The 24448-nt window shown below is 46.1% G+C and carries 18 protein-coding genes; 3 read left to right on the forward strand and 15 right to left on the reverse strand.

From position 1 onward, the window contains the following. Window positions 1–53: 53 nt before the first annotated feature. The 5 genes from LZG72_RS06925 to LZG72_RS06945 form a co-directional block, all read right to left on the reverse strand. Complete coding sequence (locus tag LZG72_RS06925; RefSeq protein ID WP_138368170.1) at window positions 54–440, reverse strand: TraR/DksA C4-type zinc finger protein; 387 nt, start codon at window positions 438–440, stop codon at window positions 54–56. A gap of 191 nt (window positions 441–631) precedes the next feature. Further along, on the reverse strand, window positions 632–1612 hold the full coding sequence (locus LZG72_RS06930) for a pyruvate dehydrogenase complex E1 component subunit beta (protein ID WP_233869335.1): 981 nt from the start codon (window positions 1610–1612) through the stop codon (window positions 632–634). A 199-nt stretch (window positions 1613–1811) separates the two neighbouring features. After that, window positions 1812–2687 carry a transglutaminase family protein gene (locus LZG72_RS06935; protein ID WP_233869338.1) on the reverse strand — a complete coding sequence of 292 codons (876 nt, stop codon included), beginning with the start codon at window positions 2685–2687 and terminating at the stop codon, window positions 1812–1814. Beyond that, window positions 2677–5235 (reverse strand): circularly permuted type 2 ATP-grasp protein, encoded by a 2559-nt coding sequence (locus LZG72_RS06940; protein ID WP_233869341.1) that lies wholly within the window; start codon window positions 5233–5235, stop codon window positions 2677–2679. Before LZG72_RS06940 ends, LZG72_RS06935 begins: the two co-directional genes overlap by 11 nt. A 24-nt stretch (window positions 5236–5259) precedes the next feature. After that, on the reverse strand, window positions 5260–8670 hold the full coding sequence (locus tag LZG72_RS06945; RefSeq protein WP_233869344.1) for a DUF2126 domain-containing protein: 3411 nt from the start codon (window positions 8668–8670) through the stop codon (window positions 5260–5262). Window positions 8671–8976: 306 nt separating this feature from the next. On the opposite strand from LZG72_RS06945, the gene proC reads away from it, so the two are divergent. Further along, window positions 8977–9783: a pyrroline-5-carboxylate reductase gene (gene proC, locus LZG72_RS06950; RefSeq protein WP_233869347.1), complete on the forward strand. Its 807-nt coding sequence runs from the start codon at window positions 8977–8979 to the stop codon at window positions 9781–9783. Between the two features lie 125 nt (window positions 9784–9908). Here proC and LZG72_RS06955 read toward each other — a convergent pair whose 3' ends face one another. The 3 genes from LZG72_RS06955 to LZG72_RS06965 form a co-directional block, all read right to left on the reverse strand. Continuing rightward, window positions 9909–12092: a chitobiase/beta-hexosaminidase C-terminal domain-containing protein gene (locus LZG72_RS06955; protein WP_233869350.1), complete on the reverse strand. Its 2184-nt coding sequence runs from the start codon at window positions 12090–12092 to the stop codon at window positions 9909–9911. Beyond that, window positions 12092–13549 (reverse strand): DUF1501 domain-containing protein, encoded by a 1458-nt coding sequence (locus LZG72_RS06960; RefSeq protein ID WP_233869353.1) that lies wholly within the window; start codon window positions 13547–13549, stop codon window positions 12092–12094. Before LZG72_RS06960 ends, LZG72_RS06955 begins: the two co-directional genes overlap by 1 nt. Window positions 13550–13663: 114 nt before the next feature. Further along, complete coding sequence (locus LZG72_RS06965; protein WP_409017669.1) at window positions 13664–15985, reverse strand: PSD1 and planctomycete cytochrome C domain-containing protein; 2322 nt, start codon at window positions 15983–15985, stop codon at window positions 13664–13666. Window positions 15986–16143: 158 nt separating this feature from the next. On the opposite strand from LZG72_RS06965, the gene LZG72_RS06970 reads away from it, so the two are divergent. Next, window positions 16144–17055 (forward strand): DUF1338 domain-containing protein, encoded by a 912-nt coding sequence (locus LZG72_RS06970; protein ID WP_233869356.1) that lies wholly within the window; start codon window positions 16144–16146, stop codon window positions 17053–17055. Here LZG72_RS06970 and LZG72_RS06975 read toward each other — a convergent pair whose 3' ends face one another. Genes LZG72_RS06975 through LZG72_RS06985 form a run of 3 tightly spaced genes read right to left on the reverse strand, consistent with a single transcriptional unit; the run spans window position 17056 to window position 19608 of the window. Next, window positions 17056–17358: a hypothetical protein gene (locus LZG72_RS06975; RefSeq protein WP_233869359.1), complete on the reverse strand. Its 303-nt coding sequence runs from the start codon at window positions 17356–17358 to the stop codon at window positions 17056–17058. Beyond that, the gene (locus LZG72_RS06980) at window positions 17355–17618 is read right to left on the reverse strand and encodes a DUF4160 domain-containing protein (protein ID WP_233869362.1); all 264 of its coding nucleotides are present in this window, start codon (window positions 17616–17618) and stop codon (window positions 17355–17357) included. Before LZG72_RS06980 ends, LZG72_RS06975 begins: the two co-directional genes overlap by 4 nt. Before the next feature lie 52 nt (window positions 17619–17670). Beyond that, complete coding sequence (locus LZG72_RS06985) at window positions 17671–19608, reverse strand: SGNH/GDSL hydrolase family protein (protein WP_233869365.1); 1938 nt, start codon at window positions 19606–19608, stop codon at window positions 17671–17673. A 96-nt stretch (window positions 19609–19704) separates the two neighbouring features. Here LZG72_RS06985 and LZG72_RS06990 point away from each other — a divergent pair, with 96 nt between their 5' ends. Further along, window positions 19705–19989 carry a hypothetical protein gene (locus tag LZG72_RS06990; protein WP_233869368.1) on the forward strand — a complete coding sequence of 95 codons (285 nt, stop codon included), beginning with the start codon at window positions 19705–19707 and terminating at the stop codon, window positions 19987–19989. Here LZG72_RS06990 and LZG72_RS06995 read toward each other — a convergent pair. From LZG72_RS06995 to LZG72_RS07010, 4 genes are all read right to left on the reverse strand, one after another. Further along, on the reverse strand, window positions 19979–20863 hold the full coding sequence (locus LZG72_RS06995) for an NAD(P)-dependent oxidoreductase (RefSeq protein ID WP_233869371.1): 885 nt from the start codon (window positions 20861–20863) through the stop codon (window positions 19979–19981). The genes LZG72_RS06990 and LZG72_RS06995 overlap by 11 nt on opposite strands. Window positions 20864–20885: 22 nt before the next feature. Next, window positions 20886–22499, reverse strand: a complete 1614-nt coding sequence (locus LZG72_RS07000; RefSeq protein WP_233869374.1) for an acyl-CoA carboxylase subunit beta — start codon at window positions 22497–22499, stop codon at window positions 20886–20888. Window positions 22500–22596: 97 nt separating this feature from the next. Beyond that, window positions 22597–23562, reverse strand: a complete 966-nt coding sequence (locus LZG72_RS07005) for an MlaD family protein (protein ID WP_233869377.1) — start codon at window positions 23560–23562, stop codon at window positions 22597–22599. 27 nt (window positions 23563–23589) lie between these two features. Then, window positions 23590–24384, reverse strand: coding sequence for an N-acetylmuramoyl-L-alanine amidase (locus tag LZG72_RS07010; RefSeq protein ID WP_233869380.1), 795 nt, complete (start codon window positions 24382–24384; stop codon window positions 23590–23592). Between the last annotated feature and the right edge of the window lie 64 nt (window positions 24385–24448).

A 24448-nucleotide genomic window follows, 5' to 3' on the forward strand; every position in this document is an offset into this window, starting at 1 on the left:
AAGCAAAAGGCAGACATTAATAAAATGCCTGCCTTTTCTCTCACCTAAATTTCTTAGCTAGCTCTTCTCAACTTTGCCTCAATAGTCTGCTGCGTGTGTGGTACAATGCGAAGACGTTCTTTCGGGATCAGTTTGCCAGTATCAATGCAAATGCCGTAAGTTCCGTTTTTAATGCGAACCAGCGCATTTTCCAGCTGAATGGAGTACTTCTGTAAACGCGCCGCCAATTGGCTCAAATTCTCGCGCTCACTTGCATCTGCACCATCTTCAACCAGCTTTGCGGAACCAGCGGTAATGTCAGTCCCACTGTCGTTTTTCTTGCTGAGTCCTCCTTTAATATAATTAAGCTCACTCATTGTTGCGTCTAGCTTTCCACGAATAAGCTCTTCAAATTCCCTCAATTCCTCCTCCGAGTATCTTGTGCGTTCTTCCTGCATAATCTAGATTGAATTTTGTTATTATCAAGGAGCGTTTTAAAGTACAAAAGTACTAGTATTCTGCCTATTTGTGAATAATATAATGTCAATAAACACTTTATTTAAAGAACTAATTATCGCAGATCCCGGAGAGTATAATGTAACAAAGCCACTACCCGATTTAGGAAATGGCTTTGTTTTTAGGTATTTCGCACTTATTTGTAAAGAACAGATTTGACAGCTTCCACAACGCGTTTCACGTTTGGCAAGATTTCTTCGATCAGCGTCGGTGCATAAGGAAGCGGCACATCGCGGTTCGTAACCCGGATCACCGGCGCATCCATATAATCGAACGCATGACGCTGAATGTGATAAGTCACCTCCGTCGAAATCGACGCCAGCGGCCACGCTTCTTCAACGATTACGCAACGATTGGTTTTCTTAACCGATTCAATGACAGCAGGATAGTCGATCGGACGAACTGTTCTCAAATCGACAACTTCTACATCAATGCCTTCTTTTTCCAATTGCAGAACGGCCGGCATAACCACGCGCGGGATCATTTTACCAAAGGAAACAATGGTAACATCCTTACCCTGACGTTTCACATCCGCTTTTCCGAGCGGAATGAGATATTCTTCTTCCGGAACCAGCATTTTATCTCCATACATCACCTCCGATTCCATGAAAATAACCGGGTTATTGTCACGGATCGCAGACTTCAAAAGTCCTTTTGCATCGTATGGATTGGCCGGTACAACTACTTTTAAACCAGGTGTATTGGCATACCAGTTTTCAAAGTTCTGAGAATGTTGCGCACCAAGCTGGCCTGCATTACCCGTTGGCCCGCGAAAAACGATCGGACAACCGTACTGGCCCGCCGACATCGAAAGAATTTTGGCAGCGCTGTTGATGATCTGGTCGATCGCAACGAGAGAGAAGTTGAAAGTCATGAATTCAACGATCGGGCGAAGTCCGTTTCCGGCAGCTCCCACCGCAATCCCCGCAAAACCAAGTTCTGCAATGGGCGTATCAATCACACGTTCAGGACCAAATTCGTCCAGCATTCCCTGGCTGGCTTTGTATGCACCGTTATATTCGGCAACTTCTTCACCCATCAAAAAAATACTCTTGTCAAGGCGCATCTCTTCCGACATTGCGTCGCGAATGGCATCTCTGAATGCTAATTCTTTCATTCGTAATTTTATAATATTTAAATCTTAGAAGAAACCACCGCAAAACGCTGAATCTGTTAACCGCGCGGTTACATTAAAAGAGGTTATGTATACTAATTTAAAAACGTCAGGTAAAATTAGAGAAACACGGTCAATTCTCAAATTCTTTCAAAAAACCATTCTCTTAAAAAACCCGTTCAAATCTTCCCGTTATCAGGCATTAGATTGGGATTACATCTACTTCTACCTTTAATGTATGCTTTCCGTAACTGAATATGATGCCTTTCAATGGCGGCACATCGCTATAATCTCGCCCCCAGGCAGTTACAATGTGCCTTTCTCCGGGTACAACGTTATTTGTAGGATCAAAATCACACCACCCGTAATCCGGGATGAAAACCGAGATCCAGGCGTGCGAGGCGTCTGAACCCTGCAACTTGGATTTTCCAGGAGGTGGTAAAGTTTCCAGGTAACCGCTCACATACCTGGCTGCAAATCCAAAACTGCGGATACACGCGATCGCCAAATGTGAAAAATCCTGACAAACACCCTTTCTGGCCGCCAGTACTTCTTTTATCGGCGTATTCACGGTCGTAAAGTCAGGCACAAAATCGAACTCCGTGTAAATCTTCGTACAAAGCAACCTCACGCATTCATAAAGCGGCAACTGATCCTGAAAACAGGCTTCGGCAAAAGCAGTGATCTCCGTATCCCACCGCACCTGCGGACTTGGCAGCATGTATTCCAGTAAAGAGATTTTGAGATTGCGATCCGTCAGAAGCCTGCGCCGTGCCGCCTCACAGGTTATTTCAGAAGGCATAAATAACGATCCGGTATTTTCAGCAAACCTCTCCACAATGCCCGTTGTTAAAACGGTTAGGTTTTTGTGTGGCGAATGAAGCGAAAAATAATGCGTTGTATTTCCGTAAAAATCGGTTCGTTTTACGATCTGCGATGGTTCCGGCGTAATGTTTATTGTAAATTCCTGGCAGATCTGGTTAGGCAGCGTTCGAGGCGCCAGACAAAGCAGGCTCTGATAATTGTTCACCGCCTGCGCGTATTTATACTCCGTCTTATGGACAAGCCTATATCTCATCGGTATCGTATTCCACAGGTTCAAAAAGGGAGTGTTGCATCAGCGTGTGGCTGAAATACATGTTGGTAAGATTGGTCGAAACGGCGCTGGTCAGTTTTGACACTTCTGATAAAAGATCAAAAAGCTCCTCTCTTTCAGAATCCGCATTGCATTTATTTAAATTGGAGACATTGGCCAGCTTAACCAGCGTCACCGCTTTCATCACCAGTTTTTCAGCTTCATTAAGTCGCTCGCCACGCGTGGTGGCAGGTAATTTCCCGAGATTTTTCTTTAATTCATCGAGCATGTAAACCAGCGAGTAAGGCAATGTTTTTTCCAAAAGCACCATATCCAGCATCGCCTCCACACTTAAATGCGACTTATAGATCTGGCGGTACTGTACCAGTGAATGGTGATTGATCAATGTCGCCTCGATCAGTTCATTCTCGACCGCAGTCGCATTTTTTACACCAAAATTAGACTGTATCACACTGATCCTCGAAAGAATGCGCTCGATCAGTTTTCCCGTTTCAAGTAACAGATAACTGTTATCCCGCGGCATACTTTCCGCGATTACGCCCAGGAACGTAAACATGTTGTTGAAAAGTCCGTCCAGCGTTTTTTGAATGTCGTTACTGTTCATACTCGACGCATTCCGGATCTCATGAAACCCATTATCGATCAAATCCACAATCCGCCATATTTCCAAATCCCATTGATTCCTGACCGCACTCACTGCATTCAGCAACGCGCCGATATTGGTCGAAATGGAGCCGGGCCGCGTTCCGTTCGAAATCAGGTCGATAATTTCTGTATAAGGATCTGAAAACCGGTCTTCCTCATCCAGAAATCCGGGGTAAGTAGCCGACACGTGGGTCAGCGATTGAAGTAATACTTTGATATGCTCCTGTTTGGCAGAACCGCCAAAATTCCGGTCCAGGTTCAGAACATTGATGGTAATGTTCATAAACTTGATGATCGCCATCGCACGTTCGCAATATCTTCCCACCCAAAACAAATTTTCCGCACTCCTGCTGGGCAGCGAAACGTGCTTATTAACTGTGCCAAATGAAGGCAATGAGATTTTTTCCGGAATATCCTCCGTTTTATCCGATACGATCCAGGTGTCTTTCGATAAACCTCCGTGTTGATTCGAGACGACGAACCGGTCTTTCACTGCCGAACTCCGGGTAAGCCCACCCTGCATGACGTGATAACCCGTCTCGTCAGCGACCATAAATGCGCGCAATACTGCATAACGCGGCTCAATTGCGCCATTAACAAAAGAAGGTGTGGTGGACAAACTGACTTCTTGCTGAGCAATAAATTCATGCGGCTTTTTGGAGATCATTTGTTTCAAATCCTCCTTTTCAATGTGTGTGAGCAGTCTGCCGTAGATGGAGCGAAATTTGGATTTCCGGTTCGCTTTTTTAATAATTAACTCATCGATGTGATCAAGAACGTAGTTGAGTTCTTTCGAATGTCCGCACCACCAGGTTGCCACGGACGGCATAATGAGCTTTTGCTGCAAAAAATACTGACTGATATTTTCCATAAAAGCCAGGAAAGCATGATTTTCCAATACACTCGACCCCGGCGCATTCATCACCTGCACATTCCCCATTCGGATCGCCTGCAATAAACCCGGCACGCCTAGTCTCGAATCTTCCCGCAATTCCAGCGGATCGCACCAATCGTCATCGATCCGGCGGATGATCACATCTACTTTTTGCAAACCGTCAATGGATTTGAGCCAGACACACCCATTTCGCACGAGCAGATCGTCCCCCTGCGCAAGCGTATAGCCTAGAAACGAGGCCAGATAGGCATGCTCGAAATATGCTTCGTTGCTTGGACCGGGAGTGAGATAAACGATATTCGGAGCGTCTTTGCTTTTATCCGAAAGTTTTAAAACCGTGTTCTGAACACTGTTGAAATAAGGCGCCAGCTTGCTAACATACATTCCGTCCGCGAGTTCGGGCAGTAACTTACTCATTACCACCCGGTTTTCCAGCGTGTAACCCGAGCCGGACGGAGCTTGCGTACGATTATCGACAACCCACATTTGCCCGTCCGGGCCGCGCGCCATATCGGCCGCGAATAATGTCAGCTGTTTATTTCCGGGAAGTTTTATATCATTACACGGCCTGAAAAACCCGCTGTTATCGAAGACGAGCTCGGCAGGAATAATGCCATCTTTCACCAGATTCCGGGGGCCATACAGATCTTTCAGCATGAGGTCGAGCAGGACAGCGCGCTGCTGCAGACCACTTGCAATTGTATTCCATTCTTTTTGTTCAATCAAAAAAGGGATCGGATCAAGCTGCCAGGGCCGGTTCATGCCGTCGGGTGTGCCATATACATTATAAGTCACCCCGTTTTCCCGCAACTTGCTGACAATCTCCTGGTTCCTGCTTTTGAGTTCCTCAATACCTAGCTTTTCCAGGCTTGCAAAAAGCGCTTTCCAATGCGCCTTTACGGTTCCGTCTGCATTCAGTACCTCATCGTAAGAACTCAGTCCGCTTTTATACGATTCTAAAAGATCCACGGAAACCTCGGTAAACATCATTCAAAGTAGGGTTAGGACTGAAATCTATTTTGATTTCCAGTATTTACGTAAATCTAAAGTATTCGGATACTCCGGATTAATTAATTCAATGGGCGTATCCGCTTTCATTTCCTTCTTTGTCTCAGCAACAAACCGCGAAACCGTACCCGTATTATCTTCCTTGATCTGAACTTCCTGTCTCGAAGAAGGAGTATGCCCAAAACCCTGGAACAAGCTGATCTTCCTCGATTCTGCTTCAAATGAGTTAACCGGATAGGTGTCAAAACTACGGCCGCCGGGGTGCGAAACGAAATAAGTACATCCGCCCAAGATACGGTTATTCCAGGTATCGACAATGTCAAAAACGAGCGGTGCATCTGCCCCGATCGTGGGGTGCAAAGCCGACGGCGGGTTCCAGGCTTTATACCGGATACCTGATACATACTCGCCTTTAATCCCTGAACTGCGCAAAGGAACGCGGCAACCATTACAAACCAGAATGTGCCTTCCTTCTACAAAACCACTGATCTTAACCTGTAACCTTTCCAGCGAAGAATCCACAAAACGGGCGGTACCCGAGTTGGATAACTCTTCGCCCAGTACATGCCACGGTTCAATTCCCAGTCGCAGGTCCAGTTGAATGTTATCCACTTTTATTCCACCATAATGCGGAAAACGGAATTCGAAGAATGGATCAAACCAGCTGATATCAAAGTTATAACCCGATTCTTTCAGATCATTTACCACATCCACCATATCCAGATATGCGAAATGCGGCAGCAGGAAACGGTCGTGCAATTCGGTACCCCAGCGAATCAGTTTATGTTTGTAAGGTTCTTTCCAGAATTTCGCGATCAATGCACGGATCAATAAAGTTTGCACCAGATTCATGTGCTTGTGCGGCGGCATATCAAATGCACGGAATTCCAGTAAGCCTAATCTTCCTGTCGAAGAATCCGGGGAATACAGCTTATCCATACAAAACTCCGAACGGTGCGTATTTCCGGTGATATCCACCAGCAAATTCCTGAAAATCCGGTCGACCATCCAGAATGGGACTTCTCCGTCTTCGGGAATTTGTTCAAATGCGATTTCAACTTCGTAAAGCCTCTCGTCCCGACCTTCATCAATCCGCGGCGCCTGACTGGTAGGCCCGATAAACGGACCGGCGAACAGGTAACTCAATGCAGGATGATGCTGCCAGTAGGTTAGCAAGCTGCGGAGCAGATCGGGCCTGCGAAGAATCGGACTATCTGCAGGTTTGGCACCTCCGATCGTCACGTGGTTTCCACCTCCCGTGCCGGTATGGCGGCCATCGACCATGAATTTATCAGTTCCCAATCTCGAAAAGAAAGCTTCCTCGTAAAGTGCGCTGATGTTGTCGACCAACTCCCGCCAGTTTTTAGCCGGATGAATATTCACTTCGATCACGCCCGGATCTGGCGTAACGATCAGTTTTTGTAACCTATAATCGGAAGGTGCGGGATAACCCTCAATCCGGACCGGCATTTTAAGTTTATCGGCTGTCGCCTCAATGGAAGCAATGAGGTCGAGATAATGTTCCAAATAATCTGTCGGTGGCAGGAATATGTAAATAATGCCTTCCCGTTCTTCAACACAAATCGCGGTTTTGATAATCGGGACATCAAAAAGAAGCTGATCTTCTTCTTTCTTCGTCTTTACATCCTCATCTTCCGTTGTCGGATTAAATGGCAGATTATACGCCGGCGCAACCGAACCGTATCGATCCTGAACAATGGGCTTGTAATCAGCCAAAGCAGGCAAATCTTCAAATGGACTTCGTTCAATGGGTTGCTCGCGTCTCTCTTTCGAAACTTCCGGAAGTGATTTTAGCGGAAGCCGGTAACCCATCGCTGAATTTCCCGCAACCAGAAAGCAGTTATTCCTCCGGAACTGCCATGCGCTGCTCGCCCAGTGACTTCCTTTTTCATCCCATTTAATTGGTAAAATAAACCCGGCAGGATTGTTAAGCCCCTTTTCCAGCAATTTTGCCAGCGTCCGTCTCTCGATCGAATCTTTGAGGTTGACTTTTAAAGGATCAACATTCACCGGAATTTTACCTTCTTCCAGAGCCCAGAAAATCGGGTCTTCATAGGCGGGGGTAATGTTATTTATATCAATTCCCAGGTATTTGCTGAGTTCGGTCGTAAACTGCTCGGCCTCCCGGAATGTATATTTCGTCTGACCTTCTTTGGTAACCAGGTCATCGTTGTGCCACATTGGCACGCCATCGGTTCTCCAGTACAATGCATATTGCCACCTTGGAAACGGCTCGCCCGGGTACCATTTACCCTGACCAAAATGCAGCAGTCCGCCATGAGCAAAACGCTTTTTCAGACGCAATGCAAGATCGTAAGCCAGCTGTCTTTTCATCGGACCGTCGGCCGCGGTGATCCATTCCGGCGATTCGAAATCATCGATGGAAATAAAAGTCGGCTCGCCTCCCATGGTAAGCCGGACATCGCCTTCCTGCAAATCCTTCTCGACGTCATCACCCACCTGCATCACTGCCGACCACTGTTCTTCGGTATAAGGCTTGGTCACCCGCGGGTCTTCATGAATGCGGAAAACCTTATTATCAAACTCAAACGTAACCTCCGCAACATCGGTCGCGCCCGAAACCGGCGCGGCACTCGCATAATCGGGGGTGGCGCACAGTGGAATATGGCCCTCGCTCGCAAAAAGCCCGGAAGTAGGATCCAGACCGATCCAGCCGGCGCCCGGCACATACGCTTCCGTCCAGGCATGCAAATCCGTAAAATCTTCCTCAGGCCCCGAAGGTCCGTCCAGCGATTTGACATCCGAAGTAAGCTGCACCAGATAACCCGAAACAAACCTCGCGGCCAGACCTAAATGCCTCAAAACCTGCACAAGCAGCCAAGCCGAGTCGCGGCAGGAACCACTTTGAATGTTGAGTGTATCCTCGCAGGTTTGCACGCCGGCTTCCATCCGGATGTTATAATGAATGGCTTTGTAAAGTTCCTGGTTGAGATGCACCAGGAAATCGACCGTCTTAATTTTCCGGTCAATACTCACTTTTGACACAAAATCCATCAGTTTCGGCCCAAATTCCCTGGGTTCGAGATACGGTCCCAGTTCCTTCTTCAAAGTCTGCTCGTAGCTGAATGGAAACATGTCCGCGTAATCCTCTACGAAAAAATCAAATGGATTGATCACCTGCATTTTAGCGATCACTTCCACGTCTATGCTTAGTTCAGTAGTCTTTTCCGGAAATACAACCCGGGCCTGATAATTCCCGAAAGGATCCTGCTGCCAGTTGATGAAGTGATTTTCAGGAGTGATTTTTAATGAATAACCTTCAATGGGCGTCCGAGAATGGGGTGCGGGACGAAGCCGGAAAATGTGCGGCGACAGTGAAACACTCCGGTCAAATTTGTACTTGGTTTTATGAGAAATAGCAACTTTTATAGCCATAATAGGAGTATTACGATAATCTGGAAGAATTTGGTATGCAGGAAAATACGTGAGCCTAAAAAAACGGATATTACTAATTTTTCAAAATATATCCTGGCATTAAATAATTTATACAAAATATAATTTCACGATTGCCATTTATTCGACAATTCGATATAACATGAGTGGTTTTATCTGCTGTAAAGCTAACGCGGCACTTTTACATTTCATTCCAAAAAGAAATACCAGTAAGCTGAAATCCCGCGCCGATTATTCTTTAAAAGTTACGTAATTCGCCACATTCCTGACATTACCTACTTCTACAAAATGAAAATTGCAATCATTGGCTGCGGCAACATGGGAATGGCTTTTGCCCGCGCCTTCCTGAAATTTGACCTGGTGAAAAAAGAGGATTTCCTGATGGTCGAAAAAAGCATCGACCGCATGGATAGTCTCAATGCGTTCCAGCCAGGCGTCATTACCGGCGTGGTCGGACCGCAGATCAGTGCTTATGATCTCATTATACTTTCTGTAAAACCGCAGGATTTCGCGTCGGTTTCCGAGGCATTGAAAGCGGTGATTAAGCCAAATCAGGTCGTGCTGTCCATCATGGCAGGGATTACGATCCAGATTATTCAAAATGCGCTGGACCATAAAGCGGTGATCCGCGCGATGCCGAATACGCCCGCCATGCTAGGAATGGGCATTACTGCCTACTCAGCTTCACCGGCAGTGGATATCAATCAGTTGAGAAAAATTGAAAACCTGATCAATGCGACCGGAAGATCTGTTTTTCTGGAAGATGAGGATCAATTGAATGCAGTAACCGCATTGAGCGGCAGCGGCCCTGCTTATTTTTTCTACGTTGTAAAAGCGATGATCGAAGCCGGAAAACAAATGGGTTTTGAAGAATCCGTCGCTGCATTGCTCGTAAAACAAACCATGCTGGGTTCTTATCATTTGATCAATACCGCAGATAAATCGCTCGACGAGCTGATCAAAGCCGTAGCTTCAAAAGGCGGAACTACCGAGGCTGCATTGAAGCAATTTGATGCTGGGAACCTGGATCAGACGCTGATTGATGGCATAATTGCTGCACAGACACGGTCAGCTGAACTTTCGAAGGGTAGTTAACGCAGTAGGCGGGAAGCTTAGCTTCGCGATTAGTATTCGTAGGCCTCCGGCCGGTCATCGGCGCACGAAAGACCGGCCAGAGGCCTGCGAATATCCGGCACGAACGAGGACGTTCGTGCCAACTCCTAGTTCACAATCACTTCATCAACAAAAACCCACGCCTTTTCCCCTTTCCCCGGATGCCATGCCGGCAGTTTGCCAAGTGGTTTCGCAATGATCTTAATACAGCTGATATCCTGCTTTTGAAAATCGGCCTCAAAAACCAGGTCATCGACGTTCTTAGTCTCTTTGTCCGGCATGGTCGGAGTAATGACTTTCAGTAGCTTAACCGATTTTTCATTAGCCCCACCCCAAACTTCAATGCGCGTTGGCGGGAAAATAAAGCCGCCAACATTTCGTAACATACTCACCGTAATGCTGCTGGCATTTACCGGTTTATTAAAGAAAAAATAAGACTGGAAATCGCTATCCCGATAGCCAAGCCAGTTGCCACTTCCCTGTTCCCGCGCACTTTTGACACCATCCGACAACGTCACATTCCCTTTTCCTTTATACTTCGGATCAGGCTGGGTCAGAAGATGGACGCTATCAATACGGAAAGCCGACTTAAAGAAAAACTTATCCACAGGCTTGCTACCATACCAACCATTTTTGAAGGCTTTTGCGGTGATTTTTGTGTTTTTTGTGATTGTTAATGGTTTGTTATAAACCGGGGAACTGGTGCTGTCGGGCATCGTTCCATCCAAGGTATAACGGATTGTCGTTCCCGGGATCTGGTGCTTCATGGTAATGGGTGTATTTCCTTTCAGGATCTGCTCCTCATTTTCAATCAGCGGCGGTGTTAAAGCCAAAATCACTGTATCGCTGCGGAAACCTGTTTCGTAACTGATTTTCTTCACTTTACGTAATTCGGCCAATTCTTCGGTAGACAAGCCTGTGCTCCACACATATACCTTTTTTAATGATGGAATCTTGTCCAGTTCTTTTACCTGTGCCAGTTTTACGCCCGTCCCACTAAGTGAAAGCTCATGAAGTTTGGTGAGCTTTTTCAATTCACCTAATGTATTCCCCTGAATATCCGTGAAATTCAACAGTAATTTCCTTAGTTCCGGAAACTGAGCGATCGTTTTCAGATCCTCATCTTTCACCGGCATTTTACTCAGGTCCATTGAAACGAGTTGTTCTTTTAATGGAAGCAAATCGCTGATATCGCTGCTTTTGAATGCGGCCTTATTATAAAAATTCGCAAACAATGCCGGAGATTCTGCGGAAATCGGTTTGATAAGCCGGTAAGTTGTATTCAGTTCTTTGACCTTTTCCGGGTCGGCGGCGGTAAACTCGTAGATCTCCTCATTTCGCTTGCCGCCGAGCATGTTTTGTGCGTAACTGTAAATGGGACTAGCCGGCGAAAGCGTATTTACTTTCTGCTCAAAATCCGATCCTGATTTGACCCATTCGGCCAGTAATATAATTTCCTCATCCGTCAATTGCACCTTACCACGCGGCGGCATATGCTTTTTATCATCGAGCGGCAAATGAACGCGGGAAAGCATCAGCCCGAGATCTGCTTTTGTCGTATCCCATAACATCCCGCTTTTTCCTCCTTTCACCAATAATTCCTTCGTCTGCATCTGCAGATCGCCTTTTGACTTTTCGGCATTGTGACATGCATAACATTTTTGCTGCAAAACAGGCTGCACCAGATCGGCATAAACCGCTGCATCTTCAAAAGCGACCGTATTTTCGTCCGCAGGTTCCGTTTGCAGAGGTGAGACCAGAAAATCTTCTCCATGGGTGAGATTACCACCCAAATGTCCGCCGGTTGAAAGCAGTATGATAAATGATATGGCGATTGCCTTTGCCGGGATTTTCCAGGGATCGAGGTTTTTTACAAAGCTGTACCAAACAATGCTGACAACGGAAATAGCAACCCCTAACCATTTGTGCCAGAACAAAGTATCCGATTCATACCCATCTTCTTTGGACAGAATAAAGCCCGAAAATGCGGCGATCACTGCTGTAAATGTCCCGATCAACAAAAGCGTTTCGGCCAGTTCCGCATTCCAACGCGCCGATTCTGGTTTTTCTATAATGATGATCCAGAATGCATATAACAAAAGCACGACCAACGGGAAATGCAGCACCAGCGGATGCATTCTGCCGATCGCCTGCATCCAGTATGGAACCGTCAGCCGACTTTCGAAAATCAATAAAAAGATGAGAAGTCCATTCAGGAAAAAAGCCAGATTGTAGACCAGTTTTTTCCAGTCAAACGACGAACGGGACGAAGGTTTTAAATGTAAATCCATTAAGCAATAATCCCTTTCACGAGTTTACCCGCAACATCTGTGAGACGGTAACGCCGGCCCTGATGCTTGAAAACCAGTTTTTCATGGTCAAGTCCAAGCTGGTTCAAAATAGTCGCGTGGAAATCATGAACGTGTACCGGATCTTTTACAATGTTGTATCCAAAATCATCCGTTTCGCCATACACAATGCCCGCCTTGATCCCGCCGCCCGCCATCCAGACCGTGAATGCGCGTGGGTGATGGTCGCGGCCGTAATTATCTTTGGTTAATGTACCCTGGCAATAGTTCGTCCGGCCAAATTCCCCGCCCCAGATCACCAGCGTTTCATCCAGTAACCCTCTCTGTTTCAAATCAGTAATCAATGCCGCCGACGATTGGTCCACATCCAGACATTGTCCTTTAATTTCATTTGGTAACCCACCGTGACTATCCCAACCCTGATGATAAAGCTGGATAAACCGTACACCTTGTTCGGATAATTTTCTTGCTAATAAACAGTTAGCAGCATAAGTCCCCGGAACCAGACATTCAGGCCCGTACATTTTCACAATGGATTCCGGTTCTTTGCTCATATCAGTAATTTCCGGAACGGCAGTCTGCATCCGGAATGCCATTTCATATTGCTGCACTTTGGCCGTGATTTCGGGATCGCCAAATTCGGCGTAGGTATTTTGGTTTAGCTCAGAAAGCTTGTCCAGCATTTTACGACGCTGCGCCCGATCCATTCCTTCCGGGTCGTTCAGATAAAGTACCGGATTTTCACCGCTGCTGAACTGAACTCCCTGATGCACCGAATCGAGAAACCCATTTGTCCACAATTTGGAATAAACACCCTGCCCATTTCCTTTTCCTCTCGAAAGCAAAACACAAAATCCGGGAAGATTCTGATTTTCGCTTCCCAACCCGTAACTCAGCCACGAGCCCATACTCGGACGATTACCCACCTGCGCTCCTGTTTGGAAGAACGTCAATGCAGGATCGTGATTAATCGCCTCCGTATTAAGCGATCTTATAATGCAGAGATCATCTGAAATGCTGGCCATATGTGGTAGCAGTTCACTCATCCACGCCCCGGATTTCCCGTGTTGTTTAAAGTTAAAAACCGACCCCGCGAGCGGAAATTTCGCCTGATTCGCCGTCATACCCGTCAAACGCTGACCGCCGCGTATCGACTCCGGCAGATCTTCACCATGCATTTTATTCAGCATTGGCTTGTAGTCAAACAAGTCGAGCTGCGACGGGGCGCCATTTTGAAAAAGGTAAATGACGCGTTTTGCTTTCGGGGCAAAATGCGGGAGCCCGGCGACAATGTCGTCCATACTGCTATCTCCGCTGCCTTTAAATATATCGGGGATCAGCAACGAACCCAATGCAGCACTCCCCAGCCCAAGACTCAGCTTGGACAGAAAATGCCTCCGGGTAGTATTCATTCCGTGATCAAAAACCTGTTTTTCCATTTTTAGCTGTTGGCCATTAGCTGTTAGCTATTAGCCTTTTTTAATTATCTCAGTAAAACATCCGCTACTCAATCAAAAAAAAGCTAATAGCTAAAGGCTAACAGCTAAGAGCTCCTAAGACTTCACAATCGTCTCCTCCATATTATACAATGTACTAATCACCCGCATTAATGCCGCCGCCTGATCTTCGGCAACTTTCTCTTCGTGCGGATGTTCGCCTACATTCAATACTTTATGTGCTTCCTTTTTATTTTTTGAAAAAATCCCCGCTTCATCCTGATAATATTCGGTCAGAAGCTTCAATTCTTTTTCCGTCGGTTTGCGGCACACAATGCGCTGGAACGATTCGGTAATGCGTTCGTTTACATTCTGCGATTTTAATGTCAGCCTTTCCGCCAGCACGCGCGATGCTTCGAGCACGGTCGGATCGTTCAGCATTACCAATGCCTGCAATGGCGTATTGGTTTTTGAGCGTTTTACTTCACAATGGTCGCGGTTACTTGCGTCGAAAATGATCATCGACGGCGGCGGGACGGTTAGTTTGATAAACGTGTACATGCCCCGGCGATAAAGTGCTTCCCCACGATCCTGACGGTATTTCGCCAGCTGCCCGCGACCGGATGTAGCTGCTTCCCACAATCCTTTCGGCTGGTACGGTTTCACACTCGGCCCGCCAATCTTCGGAATCAGTAATCCGCTGCTGGACAATACCATATCCCGCACAAACTCCGCCGGCAGACGGTAACGTGGCCCGCGCGACAGATATACATTGTCCGGATCTGCTTTCAACTTTTCATCCGTGATCTTCGCAGATTGCCGGTATGTGGCAGATGTTACAATCTGCTTCACCAGTCTTTTAATATTCCAGCCATTTTCCATAAAATCCACTGCGAGCCAATCGAGCAATGCCGGATTGGTAGGAAGCTCACCCTGCATTCCAAAATCACCTGTACTTTTTACGATACCACGGCCAAAGAATTCCTGCCAAACCTGGTTTACAAAAACACGTGCAGTCAATGGATTTTTCTTGTCAATCGTCCATTTAGCAAGTCCAAGGCGGGTTTGAGGAAGTTTTGTTGTGTCAAATTTCATCACCGCCGGAAGTCCGGACGCAGTAACAACCCGGCCCGGCGCATCGTAAACGCCGCGGTTCAGAATGTGCGTCGGCCTTAAAGTGTCCAGGTCGCCAAGTACCGAAACAATCAAACGATTGGTGTCGGGTCGATTAATAAAGGTTAGCAACGATTTCGCTTCTTCGTCCGAAATACTCATGATCGGATTTTTGGCTGGTTTCGATTGCGACACGTCACCTTCATATCCCACTTCTTTCGAGTTGTTAAAAAACGCAAAAAGCCGGTAGTAATCTTCCTGGGAAACAGGATCGTACTTATGGTCGTGACATTGAGCGCATTCCACAGATAGGCCCAGTACGCCCATGCTGTATGTTTTTGTCTTATCAATATTGTATTCAATGCGATATTCTTCCGGGATCACGCCGCCTTCCTCGGTATATTTATGGTTTCGGAAAAATGCAGTTGCCAGAACCTGTTCCTTCGTAGCATTGGGCAGCATATCTCCGGCAATCTGCCAGGTAAGGAATTTATCGTAAGAAAGGTTTTTGTTAAATGCGCTGATCAGCCAGTCGCGCCATGGCCATTGCGTTCGGATCTCATCATCCTGATATCCGTAAGAATCGGCGTAACGGGCAACATCCAGCCAGTAAACCGCCATTTTTTCTCCATATGCTTTCTGAGCGAGCAGTTCATCGATGATCTTTTCATAAGCCTTGTCACTATTGTCGGCTTCAAACTTATTCTGCATTTCCACAGTCGGCGGTAAGCCGGTGAGATCGAGCGAGGCTCTTTTCAGCAAATGACTTTTATCCGCTTCTTCGTTTGGTTTAAGATTTTGAGCCTCCATTTTGGCCAAAACAAAATGATCAATTTCATTTCTTGGCCATTTTTCCTGTTCAACCTCAGGCAATGCAGATTTGGCTGGCGGGATAAACGCCCAATGTTTTTCGTATTTCCCACCCTGCTCGATCCACTTTTTTATCGTACCAATTTCATCCTCATTGAGAAGCCCCAAATGCGATTCCGGCGTAGGCATCTGGTATTCAGGATCGACCGAAGTTATTCTTTTATAAAGTTCCGATTTCTCAGGATCGCCGGGAAAAATGGCAACACCTTTTCCGTCTTTTAGCTTCGCATATGCACTTTCTGCCATATCGAGGCGTAACCCCGCCTCACGCTTTTTGGAGTCGGGCCCGTGGCAGGCGAAGCATTTGTCCGAGAGGATCGGCCTCACATTAAAGTTATAGCTGATCGCGTCCCTGGACTTACTGCTTTTCAGAGTACCATTCTTTTGAAAGCAGGACACGACCATAATCAGAATGGCGAGCAAAATCCCTGCTGAAAAGAAAAGTTGTTTTTTCATAGTTACAAACTTCGGTTACTTATACTATTTCCCGCTATATTATAACAAATTATGATCGCAATAATTTGAAGAGCTTCGCATTTATTTAAAATCTTAATTTTACGTTTTCTATCCATTCTGACATATAATTTAATACTTACCTTTTTAATTACCTGATAATGAGCATCTCATCAGACAAACTTAAAACTTTGGACATTGTTCTCGGCGGATTAATGCGTCGATACAAAGAGCGGGTCCCCGATGTGGGTATAATACTCGATGCAATGGTCAGGGAGAATATAGTCGGCGATGTCCAGGATATTGAAAACGACCATATTGCATTCCGAACCATGGGAGTACCTAAACTGGGAGTAAAGTCATTTGAAAAGATTTTCCTGTATTACGGCTATGAGAAGCGTGAGCACTATTTTTTTGAAGGAAAAAAGTTGGATGCCTGGTGGTATAGTCCTCCACGGGACACTGATCCACGCATTTTTGTAAGCGAACTTCGCGTAGGCGACCTTTCTGAGGCAAGTCAGCAAATCATTAAAAGTTATACGGATGAAGTCAAAAGCGACCCGGTCGATTCACTGGATCTGGATAATGGCGCTGAGATAGATGCGTTTTTACACCGACCGCTGTGGCGAACACCTTCGGTAACGGATTATCAGACTCTTTTGAAAGAAAGCGAATATGCGGCCTGGGTGATTTATAACCGATATTACCTTAATCATTTCACCATCAGCGTGCATAACCTGCCCGATAATTATGATACCGTTGCAGCATTCAATGCATTTTTGGAAAAGAATGGGATTAAGCTGAATACCTCCGGCGGGAAAGTGAAAATCAGTCCCGATGGCGGTTTGCTGCAAAGCTCGACGGTTGCGGAAATGATCGATGCGGAATTTGCAAATGGCGAACATTTACATATTTCGGGTTCTTACGTAGAATTCGCTGAAAGGAAAGTCTTACGTGAATTCCAAAATTTACCTGCTGATCAGATCAAAAGAAAACATCGACGGGATGGTTTTGAGGCTGTAAATGCGGACAAGATTTTTGAGAGTACGTATACAACGCAGACGTTGAAGTGATCAGGAAACTAATTGTGATTGTTCAAAAAGTACATCCGGGCAGAAATCCAGCGGCGCATCAATCAGGGTTCCATCGTAATCTTTCATTTTGGCAATATTATCCCAATAGATCGTTCTACCATCCGTTTTCGCATTGACGAAAGTTTCAGGTTGAAGGATTCTGAAAAATAAACTGTCCTTTTTTTCGAAATAGTCGCGGAGAAAAGTAGCAAAATCAATTGACCTAACCCTGTCGTCACTCCATAAAGCTGTGATAACGAAAGGATTTGCTGACAATATCTCTTTAACTCTCGGATTCATCATTGTAATGGTCTTATTTTTCTTAACTGTCCATTATCACGCAGCGACTCTTCATAATTAATGTTCAAGTCGTCACGATAAATTTCTACCCAGGCTTGAATTAGGCGAATTTGCTTTCTTGGAAGATCTCCGACAATGATATTACCTGTTTCGATGGAAAATTGAGCTTCCTGACCGCCATACTCCGCATGAAAATGTGGGGGCAAATGGTCTTTGAAATACATATAGATAGTAATTCCGAAAAAACGCGAAATCTCGGGCATAGGTTTCCGATTTAGTGTGTGAATAGAACAACATTATAAATATGGTAAACTGTTATTCATTAACCAAAAAATGAACAACCCGACACGCATTCCCAACACTCTTTTCATTCTTCCCCGAATCAATGGTTAAATGCAGCTTGTGTTTTCCGGGACTTAGTTCGTCGGCGAGCATGAGGTACCAGGGTAAATGCAGCTGGTCACTCCAGCGGGTGAATAAGTCGAGCGTTTGTGGTTTCTTACCGTCTATCGAATAGGTAATCGTTCCTGCGTCGGGCCCGGAGATAATGGCAATACCGACGCCGCGGCCTTTAAATTCGAGACCAAACGATGCATTCGCCTTCTCACCGACCAGCATGGGAACATTCACAAAACCTGCCCGCGTCGACACTTTATCAGCCGGTTTCCAATCATTTACCAAAGTGAAATCTTTTAGATTCCTGGCCTCATTGAGTGCGTGATAATGTGCTTTTTCATACGAAAACTTGTCGATTGGTGACGGCATTTTCATCAAACCCGACGGCGCTACCTCCATTTTCAACAGCTCTTTAATGGTTTGAAAATACACTTCCTGCCCGTAAGGCGACGGATGTAGATCTTTAAAATCATACTTCCAGGAAAACTCTCCGGCAGTAATGCGATCGTACACTTCTTTTGCCAGGTTAATGTATGCTGCGCCGTAATGTTTAGCCACTTTTTCGTGAACTGCAACCTCCACCGGCTCTTTGCCGTTTTCATAATCTGTATTCTTAAATGGCTCTGCAAATGCCATCATCACCACATTCGCAGAAGGATTTTTGTAATACATCTGACGAAGAATTCCTTCCAGTCCGCGTATCTGCGCTTTTTCACTAAACCCATTCCCACGATCATTCACCGCTGCCTCTACAAAAAGCAGATCGGGCGTACCGTGCGCGAGCACATCGCGGCTGAACCGAAATGCATGCGGCGTACTTCCCAGCGAAGGAATGCCCGCAGTGATGAATGTAAATTCCGTTTCGGGAAAATGTTCCTTCAGGTACTGGGCTGTTTTGTTCCGCCAGCCTGGATTATGGGTAATTGACCCGCCGAGAAATGCGACTGTTCCTTTTTTGGTAGTCCTGAATTTTTCAAATGCATTTCCCAACCCTTTATTTGTCTCAATATAGGGTTGGTGCGAGAGTGGTTCTGCAACCGGAACGCTGTTTTTTTCAATGAAATTGGCAAAGATTTCGGGGTGCTCGATCGGGAAATGATGGCCTTCCAACGTCTGCTCGCCGCGCGTCATGGCATACACGCTCACCGGCCCGCCCAATTGCTGGTAATTCTTTATCAGAATATCGCTGTTTTCAGCTGGCGGAACCAGTTTGTCCTGTAAACCAATCACATGCAAAACAGGCACCTTGAATGACGCTAATCCGGCCAGGTCATTGATTGGAATATCTTTAAATTCCGCAACCTGATCTTCCTTCACATTGAACAATTTCAGCCATTCAGCCCAATCCTTTTCAGAACCTTTTCCCTTTCCTTTGCCTCCCGGCCAGCTTTTAGGATCACAAACCGGCGCCTCGGCGTAAATGCAGCTCACTTTGTCGGGGTTACGTTTCGCCCAGCCATAGACATACAAGCCGCCCCTGCTCACTCCTTCCAATGCAACTTTCGGCGCAAACTGCTTTTTAGTTACCAGGTAATCGTAAAAATTGTCCCAAACCTGCATGGCTTTGGGATGGGCAAACATGTCGTTGGTGTTCACATAAGCCACATGAAAGCCGCGTGAAAGCAAGATACTGTCCATTTCGGTATGCCATGTGGGGAAATGTGCCCGCCAAATCCACGGGTTCCCAGGGATTGCTTTATGAGGTTTGACATACCAGGCATCGCGGTCTTCAAACTTGAATTCTACCTTATCAAAACCTTTCCAGGATGTTGCTTTTTCAGACGTTTGCGCGAAAACAGGAACGATTTGCAAACATAAAATGCCCATCATCAGGCATCCAATAAATCTCTTTTTCATAGCTGATAAAGGGATTTATAGGATGAATTTACCGATACGCGCCATCCGTTTGGTATGATATTTTAACCTTCAACATCAAACAACACAAACGGACTTATGGATAAGATCGAGAAGTTTAAGACAATGGAGAAGATTCTCCGTGAGATTGAAGATCTGAAAAATAGTGAGACTGCGGTCATCAAAAAGATCGGCCAGATCGAAACTGAAAATATGAATGTCAATGTAGAGAACCTTGACAAATCATTGAATGAAATATACGATGGCGTTTACAAAAATCTTGAAATCGTAGAAACACTTCATACCTCTTTTACTGAAACCGTTTCGGACTTCAAAGAGAAGAATAATATAACTGATGAGATGTTAATGGAGATCAGGGAGTAGTCCCTGCATCATCGGATGCTCCCATTGCAAGTGCGCCCCAGTCCAGGTTTTCTCTTCCTTTTGCGAGTGCAGAGATGAACCGATTACGGATCAGGTCGGCCATTGGCATGGGAGCATTTACATTTGAAGACGCCTGTAAAGTGAGGTTAATGTCTTTCAAACCAAGCGGTAACCGGAACGCAGCAGGCTCGTAAGCATGACTGGCCACAACTTTCCCATAGTTTTGGAAAATAGGCGCCGCAAACAAAGTCTGAGTTAGCATTTCATAAATCGCTTGTCTGGAAATACCGCGTTTTTCCGCGAATGTGAAAGCTTCTCCCATCATTTCCAGGCTCGCACCAATCATAAAATTCCCGGCTAGCTTTATTACATTGGCCGCACCGGCGTCATCCCCAAAATCGAAAATACCTTTGACGAACGTTTGAAGAATGGGCTTAACCGATTCTCTTGCGGCTGCCTTACCGGAAATGGCGATGTTACCAATTCCTGCGCTCACAGCTTCTGGTCGGGCAAATATAGGGGCGGCTACATAAGATGCCTCATACCAGTCATGTATCTGGCTCAGCTGGCGGGACGTTTCAGGCCCGATGGTACTCATCGAGATATGTATCCCACCTTTTCCCAGTTTTTCAATCAGTTCCATTGAAAACAGTTCTTCCAATGCGGCATCATCGGCAACTACTGAAATCACTATTGCACCTGGCGTAATGGCATCGATCGCCGTTTCAGCCACTTTTGCACCCAGTTTTAGGAGAGGATCGGCTTTGGAAGCGGTCCTGTTCCAGACAGTAAGGTCGTAACCTGCGTTGATCAGGCTTTCGGCTATGGGAAAACCAAGGTTTCCAAGACCCAAAAAGGCTATTTGTTCAGACATGATATTCGAATTAAGGTTTTAGTTAAACTTGAATGACACCTACATTGAATTGCTTTTCAATGGGTGACTGATCTGCGGCTTCAATGCCAACTGAGATAATCCGGCGTGTTTCCACCGGATCGATAATCCCATCTACCCAGAGGCGGGCAGCTGCGTAATATGGGGACAATTCCTGGTTATAACGATCTGTGATTTGATCCAAAAGTTCTTTTTCTGCTGCTTCCGTTAATACTTCGCCTCTGGCTTTCAATGTTGCTGTTTGAACCTGTAAAAGCGTTTTAGCAGCGGTTGCGCCGCTCATCACCGCCATTTGTGCAGTGGGCCAGGCGAAGATCAGTCGCGGATCGTACGCTTTTCCGCACATCGCGTAATTGCCCGCGCCGTACGAGTTTCCGATGATAAATGTGAATTTCGGCACCACCGAATTGGCGACTGCATTCACCATTTTGGCGCCATCCTTTGTAATCCCACCCTGCTCCGCCCGACTACCCACCATGAAGCCGGTAACATCGTGAAAGAAAAGCAGCGGTATCTTTTTCTGATTGCAGTTCATGATGAACCGGGCTGCTTTATCGGCAGATTCTCCATAAATCACGCCGCCCATTTGCATTTCACCTTTTCCGGATTTAACAATTTTTCGCTGGTTGGCCACAATCCCTACCGCCCAGCCATCCACTCTGGCGTAGGCGCAAATGAGCGTTTTACCATAATCCGGTTTGTATTCGTCCAGTTCCGAATTGTCGACAATGCATTCCAGGATCGGTTTTACATCATACGGTTTCAGTCGATCGGTCGGTAGCAGTGTGTAAATTTCTTCTGCATTGCGAATCGGGGCAACAGCCGTTTTTCTGTTGAAACCCGCTGATAATGGGTTACCTATTTTATCGATATGTCTTTTAATGGCGTCTAGGCAGGATTTATCATCCGGAAATTTATTATCTGTCACTCCGGAGATTTCACAATGCATCGTGGCGCCACCGAGGGATTCGGTATCGGCATCTTCGCCCACCGAGGATTTGACAAGATAAGGTCCGGCAAGGAAAAGCGATCCGGTACCTTCTACAATAAAGGCTTCGTCGGACATGATTGGCAGGTATGCCCCGCCGGCGACGCAACTGCCCATGATCGCGGCGATCTGGATAATGCCCATCGCGGACATTTGCGCATTGTTCCTGAAAATCCGCCCGAAATGCTCCTTATCTGCAAAAACTTCGGCTTGCAGCGGCAGGTACACGCCGGCACTGTCCACCAGGTAAATGACAGGTAGCCGGTTTTCCATGGCGATTTCCTGCGCACGCAAGTTCTTTTTTGCCGCAATCGGAAACCAGGCTCCGGCTTTTACAGTAGCGTCGTTGGCAACGATTACGCATTGCTTTCCCGTGACATAACCGATTCCTGCTACCACGCCGCCTGATGGGCAGCCGCCTTCTTCTTCGTACATGCCGTCTGCCACGAATGCACCAATTTCCACGAAATACGAATCCGCATCGATCAGGTACGAAATCCTTTCTCTTGCTGTCAGTTTCCCTTTTTTGTGCTGCGCCTCGATCTTCTTAACACCACCGCCGAGTTTTACCTGCTCATACTTTTCATTGAGTTTTTCCAGCAGTTGGGGTAAAGTTTTCTGACTAGTCATGAGTTGCGATGAAGTGGATGGGAAGCTAAAATAAAAAGTCGTTCACCGGGAAGCAAACGACTTGGATATTAATTTAAAGATCAGCAATTAACTACCTTCAGTTGATTTTGGTTGCAGTATCCAGAGGTGATTCAGACGGGCCTTTGTCTTTTTTACCAAAAACCGAAATGTTGATGTACCGTTTCGGATGTTCACGCAGGTTGGTCAAAAGTTTGTTCAGACTCACGATCGTACGGTCGATGTTGTTATATAAGGTTTCGTCTTTGATCAATTTACCGGCAGTTCCGTTTCCGGCCTCCACACTCGCCAGAAGCGTATGCAGCTCACCGATGGTGCGGTTTGCATTGTTAACCGTTTCGCCAAGTTTCAATGCATTAAGCGAATCGGCCAATGTCCCGGTTTTGACAAGAAGCGGTTTGAGTTCTTTTTCCGTTTCGATCAGTGATGTCGAAAGTTTATTCAGGTTGGTCGTCATAGCCAGCAGGTTGGTGCGATTTTCATTCAATAACCCCTGCAAATTGCTTCCCGTCTGATTGTAATTTTTAAGAACCTGGTTTAATATCAAACCTGTCTCTTTGAAACCTGCAACCACGATATCCAGATTTTTGATCAAAGAATCGGCGTGTGTAACCAAAGGCAAAGCCTGCTGCTGCAAAACGGCCGAAATACCGGATTCTTTCTTCGCGAGAAGTGTGTCTCCATCCTGCATCGCCGCACCTGAGCCAAAGATCAAATGCACCACTTTACCTCCGAGCAATCCGCCGTCAGCCAGGACTGCCGAACTTCCTTTCGGAACAACAATCCCTTTTTGAATATCCAGCGATACCAGCAAATGGTTTTTTTGATTCTGAAGTAGTTTAATTTCCTGAACCCTGCCGACATTCAGCCCATTGAGTAACACGGGATTTGAGGCGGTGAGTCCATCGATATTGTCGTAAACCACGTAATATTTATAGGTTCTGGAAAAAACGTCGGAGCCTTTTAGGATGTGAAAGCCGAAATACAACATGACGAGTGCGCACACGCCCATGAGGCCGACTTTTGCTTCTTTTGATAATTTCATGGACTAAATTTAATTGAATTCACTTACTCACCGGTCCATATCTTTTTTGTAGGCCATAAATGCCTGATGAATGGATTCGGCCACTTCTGCCTGCCCGTCTTCCGAACTCAGATAATCTTCCTCATCGGGTGATGACAAAAAGCCGGTTTCAATCAACACGCTCGGCATCGCACATCGCCACAAAACAAGGAACCCGGCCTGTTTCACTCCCCTGCTTTCCCGCTCCGATACCGACTGAAACTTCTTTTCGATCAGATCGGCCAGACGGAGACTGCTTGAAATAAAGGCACTCTGGTAGTTGGCAAGCATAATGTGCGCCAACGGAGAGTTTGGGTCAAAACCCTTATACTTCTGTTTATAGTTCGTTTCCTGCAAAATAACTGAGTTTTCCCTTTTCGCAACTTCCAGGTTACCTTCTGTTTTGTGCAAACCCATCACAAATGTCTCGGTACCATGAACCGTTTTGGATCTTGGCGTAGCATTGCAATGAACAGAAATGAAAAGGTCTGCATTATTGCGGTTAGCAAATGCGGAACGTTCCCCGAGCTCAATAAAAACGTCGGTTGAACGGGTATATAAAACCTTGACCTCAGGAGTACTTTCTTTGATCTTCCGGCCAAGTTCCAGGGCCACGGCCAGGGCAACATCCTTTTCTTTGGTATTTCGCCCCCTCGTTCCCGGATCTTTGCCCCCATGGCCGGCATCTATAACGACCGTATTAACTCTACTGGATTTTGAAACTTCGGGGTGTTGCCGAATAACGAAAGAAACGCATGTGAGCAGGAAAATTGCGACAATTACTAAATTAAGAACTTTTAACATTATTTTTTAATTGGGGCGTTACTCGTTAGAGGTTTCTCTGCTAATTTTGAAATTCGTATGCAAA

Origin of the sequence: Dyadobacter sp. CY323, assembly GCF_021390245.1 — a bacterium.
Lineage (GTDB): Bacteria > Bacteroidota > Bacteroidia > Cytophagales > Spirosomataceae > Dyadobacter.